Source organism: Rugosimonospora acidiphila (genome assembly GCF_039543385.1).
In the GTDB taxonomy this organism is placed as follows: domain Bacteria; phylum Actinomycetota; class Actinomycetes; order Mycobacteriales; family Micromonosporaceae; genus Rugosimonospora; species Rugosimonospora acidiphila.
Genome location: NZ_BAABJQ010000002.1, coordinates 299,578 through 316,675 on the forward strand (window position 1 = coordinate 299,578; position 17,098 = coordinate 316,675).

Annotated in this window: 11 protein-coding genes; 2 read left to right on the forward strand and 9 right to left on the reverse strand. The window is 72.1% G+C overall.

Annotated features, from left to right (window positions below):
• Nucleotides 1-20 precede the first annotated feature (20 nt).
• Nucleotides 21-2,126: a hypothetical protein gene (locus tag ABEA87_RS04275; RefSeq protein WP_345626215.1), complete on the forward strand. Its 2,106-nt coding sequence runs from the start codon at nt 21-23 to the stop codon at nt 2,124-2,126.
• A 13-nt stretch (nt 2,127-2,139) separates the two neighbouring features.
• On the opposite strand, the gene ABEA87_RS04280 is transcribed toward ABEA87_RS04275, so the two are convergent.
• Together ABEA87_RS04280 and ABEA87_RS04285 are read right to left on the reverse strand one after the other, a co-directional pair.
• Complete coding sequence (locus ABEA87_RS04280) at nt 2,140-2,820, reverse strand: hypothetical protein (RefSeq protein WP_345626217.1); 681 nt, start codon at nt 2,818-2,820, stop codon at nt 2,140-2,142.
• A gap of 21 nt (nt 2,821-2,841) precedes the next feature.
• Nucleotides 2,842-3,987, reverse strand: coding sequence for a branched-chain amino acid ABC transporter substrate-binding protein (locus ABEA87_RS04285; protein WP_345626219.1), 1,146 nt, complete (start codon nt 3,985-3,987; stop codon nt 2,842-2,844).
• A gap of 62 nt (nt 3,988-4,049) precedes the next feature.
• Between ABEA87_RS04285 and ABEA87_RS04290 the strand changes: the two genes are divergently transcribed.
• Nucleotides 4,050-4,526 (forward strand): COG4315 family predicted lipoprotein, encoded by a 477-nt coding sequence (locus ABEA87_RS04290; RefSeq protein ID WP_345626221.1) that lies wholly within the window; start codon nt 4,050-4,052, stop codon nt 4,524-4,526.
• On the opposite strand, the gene ABEA87_RS04295 is transcribed toward ABEA87_RS04290, so the two are convergent.
• The 7 genes from ABEA87_RS04295 to ABEA87_RS04325 form a co-directional block, all read right to left on the reverse strand.
• Nucleotides 4,492-5,814, reverse strand: coding sequence for a sensor histidine kinase (locus ABEA87_RS04295; RefSeq protein WP_345626222.1), 1,323 nt, complete (start codon nt 5,812-5,814; stop codon nt 4,492-4,494). The two genes, ABEA87_RS04290 and ABEA87_RS04295, sit on opposite strands and share 35 nt — an antisense overlap.
• On the reverse strand, nt 5,811-6,476 hold the full coding sequence (locus ABEA87_RS04300) for a response regulator transcription factor (protein ID WP_345626224.1): 666 nt from the start codon (nt 6,474-6,476) through the stop codon (nt 5,811-5,813). The genes ABEA87_RS04295 and ABEA87_RS04300 overlap by 4 nt, the downstream gene beginning before the upstream one ends.
• 32 nt (nt 6,477-6,508) lie before the next feature.
• Nucleotides 6,509-8,227: an RICIN domain-containing protein gene (locus ABEA87_RS04305; RefSeq protein WP_345626226.1), complete on the reverse strand. Its 1,719-nt coding sequence runs from the start codon at nt 8,225-8,227 to the stop codon at nt 6,509-6,511.
• Between the two features lie 77 nt (nt 8,228-8,304).
• Entirely contained in the window at nt 8,305-9,681 is a 1,377-nt protein-coding gene (locus tag ABEA87_RS04310) for an EsaB/YukD family protein (protein WP_345626228.1), read from the reverse strand.
• Between the two features lie 76 nt (nt 9,682-9,757).
• Nucleotides 9,758-13,816 carry a type VII secretion protein EccCa gene (eccCa, locus tag ABEA87_RS04315; RefSeq protein ID WP_345626230.1) on the reverse strand — a complete coding sequence of 1,353 codons (4,059 nt, stop codon included), beginning with the start codon at nt 13,814-13,816 and terminating at the stop codon, nt 9,758-9,760.
• On the reverse strand, nt 13,813-16,542 hold the full coding sequence (locus ABEA87_RS04320) for a right-handed parallel beta-helix repeat-containing protein (protein ID WP_345626232.1): 2,730 nt from the start codon (nt 16,540-16,542) through the stop codon (nt 13,813-13,815). Before ABEA87_RS04320 ends, eccCa begins: the two co-directional genes overlap by 4 nt.
• Nucleotides 16,543-16,768: 226 nt before the next feature.
• Nucleotides 16,769-17,092: a YbaB/EbfC family nucleoid-associated protein gene (locus ABEA87_RS04325; RefSeq protein ID WP_345626234.1), complete on the reverse strand. Its 324-nt coding sequence runs from the start codon at nt 17,090-17,092 to the stop codon at nt 16,769-16,771.
• Nucleotides 17,093-17,098 lie beyond the last annotated feature (6 nt).

Here is a 17,098-nt window from a genome sequence, read left to right on the forward strand (position 1 = left end):
TCGCATCGAGTGGAGGCACAATGACGACGACGCTCCCGCTGCTCGGGCTCGGCCTGAGTGACCTGTGCGGGGACGGCCGCACGGTGGTCGGCGAAACGGCGCTGCTTCTGCTGAACGAGCCGCCCCGGTCCGGGGACACCCGGGTACTCGCGCGGGACCCGGGCCTGTCGATGCCGGCGGTCTCGCAGTTCTCCCTGGTCGACCTCGCACCCGGCGCGGCGCTGGTGCGGCGGTTCCTCGAACTGCGACCGGTCGAGTCGCTGGATCGGCTGGTGGAGACCAGACCGCCCGCGGAACCGACCGATCTGGTGTCGCTGGCCGAACGCGCAGACCTGCTCGGGGTCCCGGTTCAGACCCGGGCGTCGAACCTGCCGGCCAACCGCGAGGCCAAGCCCCCACTGGCCGCGCACCGCGTCATCGATCTGGATGACTCGGGAACGATGACCGCGCCCGGCACGGGCGACGTGGTCCGCGTCGTCCCCACGAGAAGCCTGATCAGCCGACCCCCGTTTGCCGACCAGCCGGATGAGGCGATGGCCATCATCGCGGCGAAGCCGTACCTGTCCGGCCGGATCGCGTTCGTCGACCACGGCGTGGAGCTGGGCCTGCCGGCCAGACTGGTGGACAACGCGCATGCGGAGGCGCTGCGCCGGCACGGCATCGACGACGTGGTCCGCGGCCTCGACGGCCGGTTCGACGAGGTGTTCGGGCTGGCCGGGGTCGCCGGCGAGGCGCTGGACGGGTACGTGGACCTGCTCTACCGGATGGAGCGGGCGCCCGTGGGTACCCACGGGCTGGTCGCGGTGGAGGACGGCGACGACGCCCGGGTGTACCTGGCCGTGCGCGACCCGAACGGGGTGTCCGTCATCGATCTCGGAACCTCGTGGGCGGCCAGCCTCCCCACCGATCCGACCCGGGTGAGCCTCGCGATGCTGCCGGAGTCCCTGACGGTGGCGCAGCGGCTGGACTCGCTCGCCCGTGCCTGGGTCGATCCCCAGCGCAGCGGGTCGCGGTCGGGCGACCGCCCGGCGGGTGTGGAACTGTTCGGCTGGACCAGCGGTGACAGCCCCCGGGCGATCGAGGTGATCGGCTCCGTCGCCGATGAGCCGGCCGGCCTGATGCAGAAGATTGCCGAGGCCGCCGAGCAGATCGACCAGCCGGTCATCGTGTTGGGCGCACGGCGGTCTGGCGAGGCTCCGCAGGCGGATCAGCTGATGCTGCTGCGCGAGCGCCTGGAGGCGTTCGTCGGCCTGAACGGGCAGATGCCGGTCGTGGTCACCCGCGGCGCCGAACCGGACCGGCCGGTCGCGGGGTCGGAGGCCACGCTGGTCGACATCCTGGACCTGTACCAGGTCTCCGTGCTGTACCAGACGCCCACGCCCCCGGCGGCGCTGGGCGAGCGAGGTCCGGGCGCCGGTGCCGGCCTACTGAACCTCGGCAACTGGTGGGTGCTCCGGGAGCCGGGCGAGGCCGGGCACACCGAGTCTGCCGACACCTTGACCCCGGGTCTGCTGGCGCGCGGCGCCGCTCCGGACCGCCGTCCGGCCTTCGCGGTGCCCAGCCGGTCCGTCTCCTCGTTCCTGACCACCCCGCTGAGCGATCTGGCGGCGCTCGAGGCCAGCCTGGACAGCATCATGGCGAACTCGTCGGCCCGCCGTGCCGAGGTTCAGGCCGCCGTTGCGCGGGTACCGACCAAGGACGCGCATGGAGCCCTGGTGGAGTTGGCCGTCCTGGGGCAGGGCGAGGCCGCACTGAACGTGGTCCGCGCGAACGGGGGCCGGGGCGACGAGATCATCGAGCCGCTGCTGAACATCGGGCACCCGGACCCACAGGCCCAGGACGACAACACCTTCACGGAGGTGCTGTCGCAACTGGCCACGGTGGCCGGCGAAGGGCTCAACGACTCGGTCAGCCAGGCCATCCTGTCCTCGATCGCAAAGTTGATCGCGAAGACGATGACCGAGCCCCAGCTGAAGGTCGAGATCGCCAGGCACAGGGACCAACTGCCCCGCGAGGGGCACGTGCGGCCCGACTGGGTACGCCGGATGAACCGGCTGATGCGGTCCTGGCCGGCGCACCAGGAGATCCTGAGCTGGGTCGCGCAGGCCATCCTGGAGTGCCCCTAACCTGCGACTACGGCTAGATGGCAAGGGTCAGGAGGCGGCGAACGTCGGCGGCGCTGCATACCGTAACCGTGCGGCGGCCACGGGGGCACGGGTCCGTCGCGGCGGTGACGCCGAGGGTGTGGGCGGCTTGGCAGAGCATGTCGGCGGCGTACCGGACGGGGATGTGTAGCACGAACGCTCTGCCGCCGGTGGCGTTGCCAAGCAGCAGGGCCATCCGCCACAGCGCCACGGCCGCCGTCGGGTCGGCTGCGGTGGCCGGGAGCTCGGTGAAGTCACGGCGGTAGCGACGCCACGTGCCGGTCAGGGCGCGGCCGACCCGGTGGTAGTCGGCGCGGGCCACACCGACCCAGGGGCGCTCAGGACCATCGGCGACGAACGCCCAGGTGAGGCCGGTCAGGACGCGGACCAGGCGGGTGGCGACAAGATCGTTTTCCGGATACGCGATGGGTAGGTACGCGGGGGCGGTCGCGCCCCGAGCCATCGCCTCGGCCAAACGTTCCGCCTCCGCGCCGCGCGGACGCAGGTGCTGCCAGGCGAGAACGGCCTCGGCCAGACCGTGCTGGCCGACCGGCGCGTGGGCAAGTGCGGTCGAGGTCGTGCCGGGCGTGGGCAGGCGGGAGGGGACCGGCTCGACGATCGGACGCGGGCGGGACCGGGACAGATCGACGGGCGGGACGACGGCGGTAACGGTCATGGCGGCGGCCCTTCGGCTCAGCTACGGAATGGGACGGTCCGCCACGATGGCGTCGCCCCGGACCCGGTAGGTCCAGACGGTGACGGATGAGCCGACCAGCTCACCCGTTGCGGTGAACCGGATGGTGGTGGTGATGCCGGGCTGGTCGTAGCTGCGGACGTACGCGGCCAGCGAGGTCCGGCTGAGGTGGCGCGACCCGATCCCCCGAAGCAGAACCGTGGCCGCGTCGTACGCCTCGGCGCTGTCGGTCCCCGGCTCTAGCCCTCCGAACGCCGCGCGGTAGGCCCACGTGAACGTGGCCGGCAGCGTCTCGGGTGGGCGGCACGGGCACGTGATGATGGCGTTCTGCGCCGCGTTCAGGCCGGCCCGGGTCAGGAAGCCATCATCCTTGACGCCGTCGCCGGCCACGAACGTCGCGGTCACACCGGCCGCCCGGACCTGGCGCAGCAACAGGCCGGCCTCGTCGTAGTACCCGCCGAAGAAGATGGCGTCCGGGCCGGCCGCCTTGATGTGGCTGACGATCGTGGCGAAGTCGTCCTGCCCGGCCAGGACGGTGCCCGACTCCACCACCCGCTCCCCCAGCACGTTCATCACCTCGGTGGCCAGGCCGTGCCCGTATTCCGAACCGTCGTCGATGACGAAGACCTTGCGCGCCTTGAGCACGGTGGCGAGGTAGCGGCCGGCTGCCGGGCCCTGCACGGCCTCGCTGCCGATCAGGCGGTGGAACGTGGACCACCCATGGGCGCTGAGGCTGGTCTCGGTGGCCGACGGCGTGATGCTGGTGACCCTGCCCTGATTCAGCAGCGGCACGGCCGCGTCGGCCTCACCGGAGAAGGCCGGCCCGACCACGCCCAGGATCCGCGGCTGGGCGACGAGTTGCTGGGCCAGCCCGGCGGCCTGCTTCGGGTCGCCCTGCGAGTCGAAGTCCACCATGCCGACCCGGCAGTCCGGGTGGACGGCGTCGTACTGGTCGACGGCCAGCCGGGCGCCGTCTTCGAGGTTCCGCCCGAGGTTGGCAGACGCACCGGTGAGGGGCCCGAAGACGGCGATCTGAGCGTTGCAGCGGCCCACCGCCGTCGTTCCGAACGCGTCGGCCCGATCCCCGCACCCGACCAGAGGGGACAGCACAAGCAGAGCCACGACTGCCGAAGTGGCCGTGCGACGCATGTCACCCTCCCTTGCGCGAGCGCTTTGAGACATGGTGAACGAGGGAGGATGAGGTTTTCGTGATGTTGGTCAACCGTGCGTTGATTCCGGTCGCGGTCGTCGCCGCGCTGTTCCTGAGCGGTTGCGTCGAGTCCACGGTGCCGGTCGAGACACCGACACCGGCGCCCTCGTACGTCCGGGTGTCCGGGCTGTTCGCGGTGGCCACGAAGATCGAGGGTGACGTGGTGATCGACGGGCGCGGGTACGTGCTGTACCGGTCGGCGCTCGACCGGTCGTCGCCCACCCGATCGGTCTGCACCGGCAGCTGTACGGATCTCTGGCTGCCGGTCCCCTCGGCACCCAACCTGCGGCTGGAGGGGATCAACCGGGAGCTGGTCGGCACGTACCGGCGGCCGGATGGACGGACGCAGCTCACACTGGGTGGATGGCCGCTGTACGAGTATGCCGGCGACCGTACCCCTGGCGACACTGGCGGCCGAGGCATCGCCGGCAGCTGGTGGCTGGTCAGGCCGGACGGTTCCCTCGATGACGGTCACTGAGCTCGGGCAGGGTGAGCACGGCCGCCGCGCCGCCGCCCGCGGCCGTGCCCAGGCGCAGGCTGCCGCCGTGCTCCGCGGCCACCCAGGCGGCGATGTTCAGGCCCAGTCCCACACCGTCGGCCGCCCCGGTCCGGAACCGCGGTCGTGAGGCGTCCAGCGACCAGTCGGGCAGGCCGGGCCCCCGGTCCTCGATGCGCACCTCGCCCGGCCGTACCGTCACGATCAGCTCGCACGGCGCAGCCCCGATCCGGCCGTGCCGGATCGCGTTGGTCACCAGGTTCTGCAGGGCCATCCGGATGAGCGTCGGGTCGCCGTTGACGACCGCCGGAGCCGTGTCCACGACCGCGACGTGCGGTTCGGTGACGATTTCGGCGACCACCTCCTCGGCCAGCTGATCGAGCCGGAACGGCTGCCGTTGCAACTCGCGCAGGCCGGCCACCAGCCGGGCCCGGACCAGCAGCGCGTCCACCGAGTCGGACAGCCGCTCGGCCGAGCCCAGCACCTGTTTGAGAGTCTGCGGGCGCCGGGCCAGGTCGGGGTCGGACAGCGCGCCCTCGGCCAGCGCCCGGATCACGGTGAGCGGGGTGCGCAGCTCGTGCGCGGCGTCGGCCAGGAATCGTTCCTGCTGGGTCAGCGCGTCGGCCGCGGGCCGGGTACCGCGCCGGGCCAGCAGATGACCGCCGACGCCGGCCACAGCCATGAAGACGGCCCCGCCGATCAGCAGCCCCAGGGCCAGCTCGTGATGGGCCCGCTGGCCCGGCCGCGGGTCGCCGGCCACCACCACGGTTCCGGCCACGTTCTGCGTGACGGCGTTGCGAAACGGGACGGCGAGCAGGCGTACGCGATCGTGGTCGACGTCCGACACTTGGAGGCTCAGGTCTGCGCCCGTTTTCCACACCTGACGGGCCGGAGCCAGCAGGGCGGCCGGCGCGATGACCGGAAGGCCGGCCGGATGGGCGAAGACCAACGTCACATCCGTACGCATGCCCTCATAGACGAACACGCCGGTCGAGCCCTGGGCGGCCGGATCGGTGAACAAGTTGTCGAGATGCAGCGCGGCCGAATCGTAGGACAACAGCGCGACGGCCGTGCTGGCCGTGCGCTGCAATTCCGCCGCCTCGACCTGGGCCCGCTGCTGCCCGTCGATGACCAGCGCGACCGCGCCCATCCCGGCCAGCCCGGCCACATTCAGAACCAGCAGCAGCACGGTCAGCCAGACCCGCAGCGCCGCCAGCCGCGCCGCGGTCTGCAGCGGGATCGGCCGGCGCCGACGGTCCGCCACGGTCACGGCACGGAGAGCAGGCGGTAGCCGGCGCCGCGCACGGTGGCGATGAGCGCGGGCTCGCCCAGCTTGCGACGGAGCTGCGCGACGATGACGTCGACGACGTTCGAGGCCGGGTCGGCCAGCTCGTCCCAGCAGTGCTCGATGAGGTCGGCGCGGCTGACCACCGCCGGGTCCCGGAGCATCAGCATCTCCAGCACGGCGAACTCTTTCGGCGTGAGGATGAGCAGCACGCCGGCACGCCGAACCTCACGCCGGGCCGTGTCCATCTCCACGTCGCCGACCCGCAGGATGGCCGGGCGGGTGACGCCTCCGCGCCGGCACAGTGCGCGTACCCGCTGGACCAGCTCGGTGGTGAAGAACGGCTTGGCCACGTAATCGTCTGCGCCGGCCTCGAAGCCGCCCACCCGATCGTGCTCGTCGTCCAGCGCGGTCAGCATGAGCACCGGCACGGTCATCCCCTGCTGCCGGCGGCCGTACAGCTGGCCGGCCGAGTCGCCGTCGGTCAGGATGCGGTCGAGGATCAGGCAATCGTACGCGTTGACGGTCAGGCTCAGGTCGGCGTGCGCCCAGTCAGCCGCCTCGTCCACGGCCAGCCCGGCCGATCGCAGCGCGGCCGCGACGGCCGCCCGGACCTGGGCGTCATCCTCGACTATCAGCACCCGCATCGCCGGAGGGTACCGTCCTGGTCCCGCAGGGGTCAGGAAGCCACCAGCAACCAGCGCTGATCCTTGGCGTATGTCTGCAAGTCCCACTGCTCGACCAGGTAGCCGTTCCAGGTGCCGTCCGGGTTGGGCGCGCCCAGGTCGTCGCCGAGCAGGTCCATCACCTTGCCGGAGTGGTGGTTGGTGATCCAGACCTTGCTGCCGTCACCGGAGGCGGTGAGCTTCCATTGCTGGTTCGGGTCCGCCTTGTCGGTGTCCTCGACGATCAGCTTCGACTCGTTGCTGACCGAGTCGTTCTCCACCGCCAGCGACTTGTGCAGGAAGTTGTCCGTGATGATCACGTAACCACTGGCCGGTGCGGCCGAGATCTTCCAGTACTGGTCCGGGGCGTGCTGGTTGGTCCAGAGCTGGACCCGGGTGCCGGACGGCAGCGTGCTCACGTTGTCGCCGGGCAGATCCAGGATCGCACCGGCCCAGCCGTCCTTGATCTGGTACGTCTTGGACGGGTCGTAGAGCAGCTTGGCCGGCGGAGCTGGCGTGGCCTTCTTCGTGGCCGTGGCAGTGGCCGTGGCTTTGGCTTTGGGTTTGGCCGTGCGCGACGGCCTGGCCGTGGCCGAGGCCGGCGGTTTGGCCGACGGCGTGCCCGACGGTGACGCCGACGCACCCGGTGAGGGCGAAGCCTTGGTGCTCGGGTTCAGCTGGCTGTCCTTGCGGAAGACCGGGATGTACTCCTGCACGGCCTTGGTCAGCTGGGTCACCGTGCTCTCGGGCACGCCCCCGGCCTGCCGGACGGTGTCGGCCCCCCACTGGAAGGCGGCCAGCGCGAGAGTGTACGGGTCGGACCCGACGAACCCGGAGAACTGGCCGGCCAGGTCGCACATCGCGGAGCCCAGCACGGCGATCGACTGGTTCGCGTTCCAGACGGACTGGCTGCCGCTCGCGTACTCGTTCCACATGTTGGTGCTGAACTGGGCGATCCCGTCGCCGTTGTCGGTGTGCAGGTTGGCGTTGAAGTTCGAGGTGGCCTTCAGCTGTGCGGCGATCCGGGCCGGCGTGACCTCCGGGCAGATGCTGCCGGCCGCGTTGATCGCGCGGACCAGGTCGGACGGCGCGGTGACGGTGACTACGGGCGCGGTGGGCGCCCCGCTGGGCTGCGGTGACGGCGCGGCATCGACATCGAACTGGGGCTGGTCCGCGTACCAGGCCGCATACCCGGTGGCCTGGTTGACGAAGGTCTGCTGCGCGTCGGGAACGCCCTTGGCCTTGATGACCGCGTCGATGCCGCCGCGCTGGGCCGCGATTGCCGGACCCCACAGGTCGCCGTCCAGGCCGGCCGCCCGCAACTGGCCGACCATCTCGCAGGTCTGGTGACCGAGCGCGAGAATGTTGGCCTCGGGGTCGTCGCGCTGCGCGTCCGCCGCCGGCTTCCAGTCGGACCAGTCGGTGTCGGTCACGCCGGCCAGGTCGGAACCGGTGGCGGTGTCGATAAAACCGGTGAGCGCCATCAGTTGGCCGGCCACTCGTGCCGAGGTGAGCGTCGGGCACGACAGCGAGGCTGTCACGACCGAGGTCAGTTCGTCGGCCGGTACCGGCTTGCCGGTGATCTTCTGTGCGTCCGCGATGGCCGGCGGCACTCCGATGGCCACACCGGCCAGCAGGACGACGACCACGCCCAGGGCGGTCAGCTCCAGGCGGCCACGCCGGGCGGCGGTCAGCTGACGCCAGGCGCGCGAAAGGTTCCGACGACTCGTCACGCACGGTACGACGGGTGAGGAATCTTCCGCGTTCAGGGCTTCCTCGAGAATCTGCTCGGACCGTGCGCGGGCACGCGTCAGAACATCGTGCGGCCCATCGTGAGCAGCTTGCCGAAGACACCGAACACGCCCATTGCCAGTGGGGTCATCGCCATGGTGGCGATCACACCGAATACGTCCATGGTGGAGCGCCGGACCGGGCCGGGCTTGCCGGGACCGCGCGGCGGCTCACTGCCGACCTTCGGTGTCAGCAGGCACAGCGCGGCGCCGAAGCCCACCACCACAATGCCGGCCAGCACCAGGACCGTACCGATCCCGCCGGGCCCCACCCCGAGCTCCCGAGCGATCGCCATCAACAGGCCGAAGCACCCGATCGCGGTGGAGGCGCCGATCGCCACCACCTCGCTGGTGAACGCGGAGTGCCGGACCCGGACCAGCAGCACCAGACAGACCGCGGCGGTCAGGGCCAGCGCGAACGGGCCGCGCGACGCGGCCAGCATCGGTAGGGACACGGCCAGTGCGGCGGCCGGCCCGGCCAGCACCACCGCGAGCACCTGGCGGGAATGCCCGACCAATTCCACCGTCAGGTCGTTGCGCGAGATGCGGCGGCCCTGCTGGCGGCGCCGGCTCCACGAGGCCACGAACGCGGCCAACCGGCGGGCGATCGCCAGCACGCTCATGGCCACCACGGCGGTCACCGCGGCCGCGCCGACTCGGTCCGCGGCCAGCCCCCGGATCAGCAAGGCCGTCGCCAGGCCCAGCAGGAGCTCGATCTGGACGGCGAGCAGCGCACCCTCGGGCAGCGTCGCGAACGCCAGCAGCCCGGCCAGGTTGGCGCCGATCAGGCCACTCTCCCACGGGTATCCGTCGGTGGTGAGAATACGGCCGGCCAGCAGGCCGCCGGCCGCCACGATCGGCACCGCGGTCAGGGCCACGCAGAGGCGCAGCGCGTGCGCAACCACGTCGCGCTGCTGAGCCAGACCCCATGCGCCACCGATGAGCAGCACACCGGCCACGATCAGTGCGCCCGAGGCGCCGGCGCCACCACCGGTGCGCCACGCGGTCACCACCGCGGCGGCGGTCAACCAGAGCAGACCGGCGGCGATAGTCGCCGGGCCCGCGTGCAGTTTGGTCCCCCGCAACCGCTGGGTCTGCTCGGCCACCACCTCATCGACCTCGGCGACCACCGGCGCCTCGGCCGGTTCCCGGGCGGTGTCGCGCAGGTAGAGCACCTGGCCGTCCACCACGCCCACGTCGGCCAGCGCGCTGTCCAGCGGGAAAGCGGCCTCGCCGGCCACCGCGAGCGACCAGACCGGCGGCATCACGTCACTGTGTTCCTGGCCGCAGATGGTGGCGAGGCGGGTCGCGTACTCCCCGATCGGGGTCCAGGACGGTACCGCGACATCGACGCGCCGGCGGTCACCGACCACCGTGATCCGGCTCTGCTCACTCATGCTGGATCCTCGCTCCGCTGCGGTCCAACATGAGGCACGACCGCCCCGCAACTCTGGTTCGCTCGCTGGCGCTCGCTCACTGGTCCCCTTTGTCGTGCTCGGTATCTGGCGCGGCGTCGGATACCGCGACCTGGATGAGGCGGTTGGGCTGGCCCCGGTTGATCAGCACGCCCCGGCCGGGTGGGCGGGCCTCGGCCCGCTGGTCACCCAGGATCACGCCCTCGCGGTGGTCACCGGAGAGGATCAGGCCGGTGCCGCCCATGTCCCGGACCCGGGCGACGACGTGGTCGCTGACCGTGCGGCTGTTCCCGGTGACCCGGCGGGTCAGCACCAGGTGCAGACCGATCTCCCGAGCCTGCGGGATGAACGCGGCGAACGGGTTCATCAGCGCGTTCGACCCGCCGGCGACCAGGTCGTAGTCGTCCGCCACGACGTAGATCCGTGGGCCCTCCCACCAGGACTTCTCCTTCAGCTGCTGGGGAGTCACGCCGGGCGGGGGCAGCCGCTCCTTCAGCTTCTCGGTGACCTGCTGGATGTACGTCTGGGCGGTGGTCGCGTCTCCGGCGTACGCCCCGAGATGTTCCTTGGGCACCACGTCCAGCAGCGAGTGCCGGAAATCGAACAGCACGATCCGCACGTCCCAGGCCGACTGTCGGGCGGTCAGGCCGCTCAGATACGTGCGCAGAAACGTCGACTTACCCGACCCGGCGTCCCCGTAGACCAGGAAGTGCGGATCCTCCCCGGACAGGTCGAGCCACACCGGCCGCAGGTCGTCCTCGGCCACGCCGACCGGCACGGCGGTCGCCGGCTGCTTGCGGTCGATGCCCAGTTGCCGTACCCGGACCATCGCCGGCAGGCGCCGCACCTGCGGGGCCGGCCGGCCCGACCAGCCCGCCGCGATCTTGCCGAGCATGTCCTCCTGGGCTTCGCGCAGCCCGTCGGCGGTGTCCTGCCCATCCAGCCGAGGCAGCACGAACTGGCAGTACACGCCGGGGCTCATCAGGCCCCGGCCGGGCACGTTGGCCGGGAGCCGGGCCGCCGCCCGCCGGGCCACCTCGGACTCGGTCGGGTCGTTGAGCCGCAGTTCCAGCCGGGTGCCGATGCTGTCCCGCAGGGCCGGGCGGATTTCCATCCACCGACCGGCGGTGATCACCAGGTGGACGCCCGCGCCGAGGCCCCGGGAGGCGATCTCGGCGATCGCCGCGTCGGCCCATTCGTGCTCGGCCCGCATCGCGCCCCAGTTGTCGATGAGCAGGAAGACGTCGGCCGCCCGGGTGCCGGCCGGCAGTTTGCCGTCCCGCCGCTTCTCCCGGAAGTCCCCCACCGACTCCACGCCCAGCGTCTGGAACAGCTTCTCCCGCTCGATCACCAGGCGGCGCGTTTCGGCGACGACCCGGCTGACCAGTTCGGGGTCGTTGCGGCCGGCGACCGAGCCGACGTGCGGGGCGGTCGCGTACGGCTGCAGCGTGCCACCGCCGAAGTCGATGCAGTAGAACTGCATCTCTTCCGGGCTGTGGGTCAACATCGACGAGAGCATGATCGTACGCAGCAGCGTGCTGCGCCCGGTCCGCGGCGCACCGACCACGGCGAGGTGCCCGTGTGCCCCGCCGAAGTCCATCATCAGCGTCTCCTGGTCCTGCTTCAGCGGCAGGTCGACCAGCCCGATCGGGACGGCCAGCGTTCCGGCCACCGGCCAGTGCTTGGCGCCGTATCCGCGGTCGGCCTGCACCGAGACCGCGCCGAGCAGGTGGTCCAGGGCCAGTGCGGTGGGTAGCGGCGGCAGCCACACCTGGTGCACCGGGCTGAGCGCCTTCATCCGGTCGACCACGACCTGCAGCTCGGTCGGCCCGTCCCCGGTCGGGAACGGCGGCTCCTCGGGCTCGGCGGCGGCCGCTCCCCCGCTGGTCCGCAGGTCGAACGGCACCACGGTGTCGTCCACCTTGTTGGCCTCGGCCCAGCGCTGCTCGGCCGCGATGTACGGGGCGGACACGTGGGCGACCCGGAGCCGCTGGTAGATCGTCTCGTCGACCTTGAGGTAGGCCGAGCCGGGGATCGGTGGCAGCTTGTACGCGTCGGGCGTGCCGATCACCGTACGGCTCTCGGCCGCGCTGAAGGTGCGCAGGCAGATCCGGTACGACAGGTGCGAGTCGAGCCCGCGCAGCCGGCCCTCCTCCAGCCGCTGGGTGGCCAGCAGCAGGTGCATGCCGAGCGACCGGCCGACCCGGCCGATCTGCACGAACAGCTCGGTGAAGTCCGGCCGCCCGGACAGCAGCTCGCCGAACTCGTCGACCACGATCAGCAGGTACGGCAGCGGTTCCAGCGGCTCGCCGTTCGGCCTCGTGGCCCCGGCGGCCCGGCGGATCTGGTACTCCCGGACCGTGTCGAGGTTGCCCGCGTCGCGCAGCATCTGCTGGCGGCGTTGCTGCTCGCCCATCAGCGCGGCCAGCACGCGGTCGATCATCGCGGCGTCATCGGCCAGGTTGGTGATCAGGCCGCCCACGTGCGGCAGCCCGGCCAGCGGGGCGAACGCGGCCCCACCCTTGAAGTCGATCAGCACGAAGCTGAGCAGTTCGGGCGAGTGCGTCAGGGCGAGGCCGGTGGCCAGGGTACGCAGCAACTCGCTCTTACCCGAACCGGTGGCCCCGACGACCAGGCCGTGCGGACCGGAACCGTGCTGGGCCGACTCCTTGATGTCCAGCACCACCGTCTGCCCGTCGCCGTCGGTGCCGATCGGCGCGCGCAGCATCCGCGGGTCCCCGGCCTGCACCCAGTGGCTGGTGATGTCCACCGCCAGCACATCGCCGCCGAGCACCATCTCGGTCAGCGACGTGGTCCGGGTCAGTACCTGCTCGCGCTCGTCGGACAACCGCAACGGCGCCAGTTGCCGGGCGATGAGCTCGGCCAGGCCGGGCGTGACCATGTCGGGCAGGCAGTCGTCGGCCGGGATGGCCACCAGGTCGAGGTGGCCCTCGGGGGCCAGCCGGCCGTCGTCGCCGACCCGGATCCGCAGGTCGACCCGGCTCGGTTCGTCGGCCTCCTTCTCGACCAGGAAGATCAGCGTGATGCCGGTCCGCGGACCGGCCGCGGCGACCAGCGCGGCGAGCACGTCGGAGCGGCCCCACTCGGAGACCGGGGCGAAACCGGTGAGCACGACGACCAGCCGGGGCAGGTCGGGCGGGGCCTGCCGGTCGCCCAGCGGCCGGCGGTTACCGGCCAGCTCGACCCGCTGGCGCAGCGTCTCGCCCAGGAAGTCGATCAGCCCGGCCGGGTCCTCGGCGACCAGCGAGACCACGCCGGCCGCGGCCCGAGCCTTGGGCTGGATCGTGTGCGGCAGCCACTTGGCCCACTGCCAGCGTTCCTCGCTGCCCTCCACCCGCTGCTCACCGCTGGTCTCGACCGCGATCAGCACGTCGTCCGGCGCGTGCAGGGTGGCGATCTGGCAGAGCAGCGCCCGAGCCGTGTTCTCGGTGTCCAGGGCCGGGCCGAACAGGCTGACCACGCCGGCGGCAGCCAGGTCGATCACCATCGGCTGGTCCTCGACCCGGCCCAGGCCGTCAACCAGCCGGCGGGCCGAGCGCATCGACTCCCAGTCGTAGTCGGTCAACGGGTCCAGCTTCGGGTCCAGCTCGATCGGCGAGGCCAGCTCGACCAGGCCGCGGCCCAGCCGTACGCGCAAAAAATCGCCGTCGTCGCGTCGGCGCTCCCAGACCCGGTGCCGGTTGACGCTGATCGACCACAGCCGGCCCGGTTCCGGGTGCGCGATGGCGGCCACCTGGCGCTGCGCGGCGGAGACCTCGCGCGCCTGGTCCCGGGCCAGATTGAGGTGCGCCCGGTACCGGATCCGCTGCTTGCGGGTCACCTTGCCGCTGGCGCTGCGCTGCCGGATCCGCATGGCGACCACGGCACCGGTCGAGACGAGGAAGAACATGACGCCGATGATGATCAGCGCCGGGCGGCCGAAGGTCACCATGTACGCGGCCATGCCGACGCTGGACAGCAGCGGCAGCACCAGCGTCCAGGCGCCGCCGTTGGGCCCCTCGTCCGGCACCTCGGGCGGGGTGGGCAGCGTGTGCCGTTCGGTCGGCAGCTGCGGGATCAGCAACCGGGCGGGGCGGTGGAAGGCGAGCCGGGTCACCGCGGGTCTCCCTCCGGCAGGTCGATCGCGAGCAGGGTGCTCAGGTCGTCGTCATCGGCGTTGAGCAGCTGACTGATCCGGCTGGCGTGCCGCTCGGTCATCAGCTGGAACACCTTGCGGGCGAACCGGCCGTTGCCGAAGCCCTCGTCCCGGGGCTGGACCGTGAAGTAGGACAGCAGCGCGTCCCGGGCGTCGGAGTCCACCGCGTACTGGAACTGCTTGGCCTGGGTCTCGACGATCTCGACCAGTTCCTCCGAGGAGTAGTCGTCGAAGGTGAGCGTGCGGGAGAACCGCGAGGACAGACCCGGGTTGGCCGCGATGAACGTCCGCATCTGGTCGGGGTAGCCGGCCACGATGACCACCACCCCGTCGCGGTGGTCCTCCATGAGCTTGACCAGCGTGGCGATCGCCTCCTGACCGAAGTCGCTGCTGTTGCCGGCCGGCACCAGCGAGTACGCCTCGTCGATGAAGAGCACGCCGCCCAGCGCCCGGCGGAACGCGGCCTGGGTCTTCGGGGCGGTGTGACCGACGTACTCGCCGACCAGCGTGCTCCGGTCGACCTCGACCAGGTGACCCTTGGTCAGCATGCCGAGCGAGGCGAGCAGCTGACCGTACAGGCGGGCCACGGTGGTCTTGCCGGTACCCGGGTTGCCGGCGAAGACCAGGTGCCGGGACAGCGGCGGCGGGGCCAGGCCGGCCTCCCGGCGCCGTTTGACGATCTGGACCAGGTTGATCATCGTGCTCACGTCCTGCTTGACCCGCTCCAGCCCGATCAGGTCGTTGAGCTGGGCCAGCAGCGACTCCAGATCGGACTCGGCGGCGGCCGGCCCGGTCGGGGTCTCGGTGCCGGACGCACCCGGACCGGCCGGGGCACCGGTCACGCCCGGGGCGGCCGGGGCCGCAGAGGGGGCCGGGGCGGACCGGGCCGGCGGGTCGGACTGCGGGATGTTCACCTGGCCGACCCCGGTGCTCCAGCAGCCGGAGAACGTGGGTGCGGCGCCCTCGGCAAGGTTGAGGTCCTCGTCCACGTCGTGCACGTGGACCCGGTGCAGCAGCGGGTCGGCCCCGCCTCCGACGAAGACCGCCGGGTAGCGGGTCTTGGCGATGTCGCAGTCGATCAGCCGGCCGTGGGCGCCATCGGCCGCGTAGACGCCGTTCTTGGCGCAGCCGGTCACGGTCAGCCCGCGGATCTCCGGGGCGGCGCCCTCCCAGATGGCCACGCCGGTGCCGTCGACGCCGCGGACCGTGCAGTCCTGCAGCATCGGAGTGGCGCCGGAGTCGACCAGTATGCCGGTCCCGCCGACTGTCTCAATCGTGCAGCCGCGCGCGACCATCGACGCGCCCGGCGCGATCTCCAGGCCGCTGCGCTTGACCTCGCGGATCTCGCAGTTCACCAGCAGCGGCCGGTGCGGGGTATCGACCCTGACGCCGACGCCCGATCCGGTGACCGCCAGCGCCTGCATGGCCGCGTCGGCGCTGCCGTCCACCTGGACACCGCCGTAGCCGGCACCGCTGATCTCGCCGCCGAAGACCCGCAGCAGCGACCGGTCCGACGCCCGGATGCCGAACTCCGGGGTCTGGTCCACCGTGCACCGCAGCAGCGCGGCCACCGCGGTCCCGGTCAGGTGTACCGCGCTGTAGGCCGAGCGGCGCACCTGGGCACCGTCCATCAAGACCCGGGATTCGTCGGCGGCGAACAGCCCGTTGCCGGCCGAGTCGGTCAACTCGCCGCCGGACATCCGGATTTCGGCCCGTCCGCGCAGGGCCAGCGCGGTCTGCTTGCCGGCCCGCAGCGACGTGTCCAGCAGGGCCAGCCGCGCGTCGGCCAGGGCCAGCGCGCCGGCGCCGCCGCTGCCCTCGACCGTGCTGCCGATCAGCGCGACCTGTCCGTTGCCGCTGACCGCCACGCCGGTGCCGGCCGCGCGGGCGATGGTGCAGCGCTCGGCCCGTACGCCACCGGCCGCGCCCTCCTGGCCGGTCTTCGCGTCGCCGCCGCGCTCCGGCCGCAGCGGCGTCCACCAGTCCGATCCGAACGGGGCGCTGCCGGTGACCCGCAACCCGTCGGCCGCCGAGTCGTGCAGCACGCAGTCGGACATCCGGGCCTGGCCCGACTCGGCCACCTCCAGCGCCGCACCGGTCGTGTAACCGATGTCGCAGCCGGTCAACGTGACCACGGCGGACCCGGTGGCCAGCACTCCGCGACCGGCGACCTTCTGCATCCGGACGCGGTCCAGCGCGACCCGCGCGGTGTCCTGGGCGACCACCGCGTCGCCCCCGATCTCCTCCAGGATCAGGCCGGCGGTCTCCACCTGGGCGCCGCCGCCGACCCGGACCGCGGTCCCGGTCGTACCCCGCACCTGGCAGTCGGCCAGCCGGGCCGCGGCATTGCCATGTACCTCGACCGAGCCGCCGCTGACCACGGCCGACTCCAGATCGAGCCGGCCGCCGTGCACCGCCACGGTGACCCCGTCCGCCCCGGCACCGCGCAACGTCAGGCCGTGCACGGTGGCCGAGCCGGACCGGACCGCGACCGCCGGCCCCTCGCTGGCGACCAGCTCCACCGTGCCGTCGTCGCCGTCGGCCAGGACGGTCACCGATTTGTCGATCACCAGATGCTCGTGGTAGACGCCGGCCGCGACCGCGATGATGCTGCCGTCCCTGGCCGCCCGTACCGCCGAGCCGATCGTGCGGTGCCGGCTCCAGGCCCGGTTCGAGACCCGTTCCATCCGGGCTCCCGCGGAAGCGGCGGCCCTCCGGAATCCGGTGCCGCTCACGCCGCGCCCACCCCGCTCTCCACGACCAGCTGTCCCCTTCGCCGAGTCCCCTGTTCGGGGGATCACGCGATATCCGTCCACGGGTGCGGTGCACCGTTCTGGACGACGGGGTCGCGGGCCACCGCGTTCATCAGATCCGGTGGTCGGCTTCGGGCCGTGGGCTCAGCCGCCGGGCGCGTCAGCGGGTACGCAGGCCATCCAGCGCGGCGGTCAGCGGCCCGGTGCGCTCGGCGGCCCGGTCCCGCAGCTGGCCGGCGGCGTCACGCAGCGCCGTCAGCAGGAGCCTCTCCAGTTCATCGGCCTCACACTCATCGATCAGCGCCGGGTCGAGGTGCACGGACAGGAACTCGCCGCCCGCGGTCACCGTCACGGCCACGTCACCGCCGGCCGCCGTCCCGGTGACCTCGGTCCGGTTCATCGTCTCCTGGAAGTTGGCCACCTCGGCCTGCAGCGCCTGCGCCCGCCCCATGAATTGGCTCAGCTGTTCCCTGTTGATCGCCATGACCTC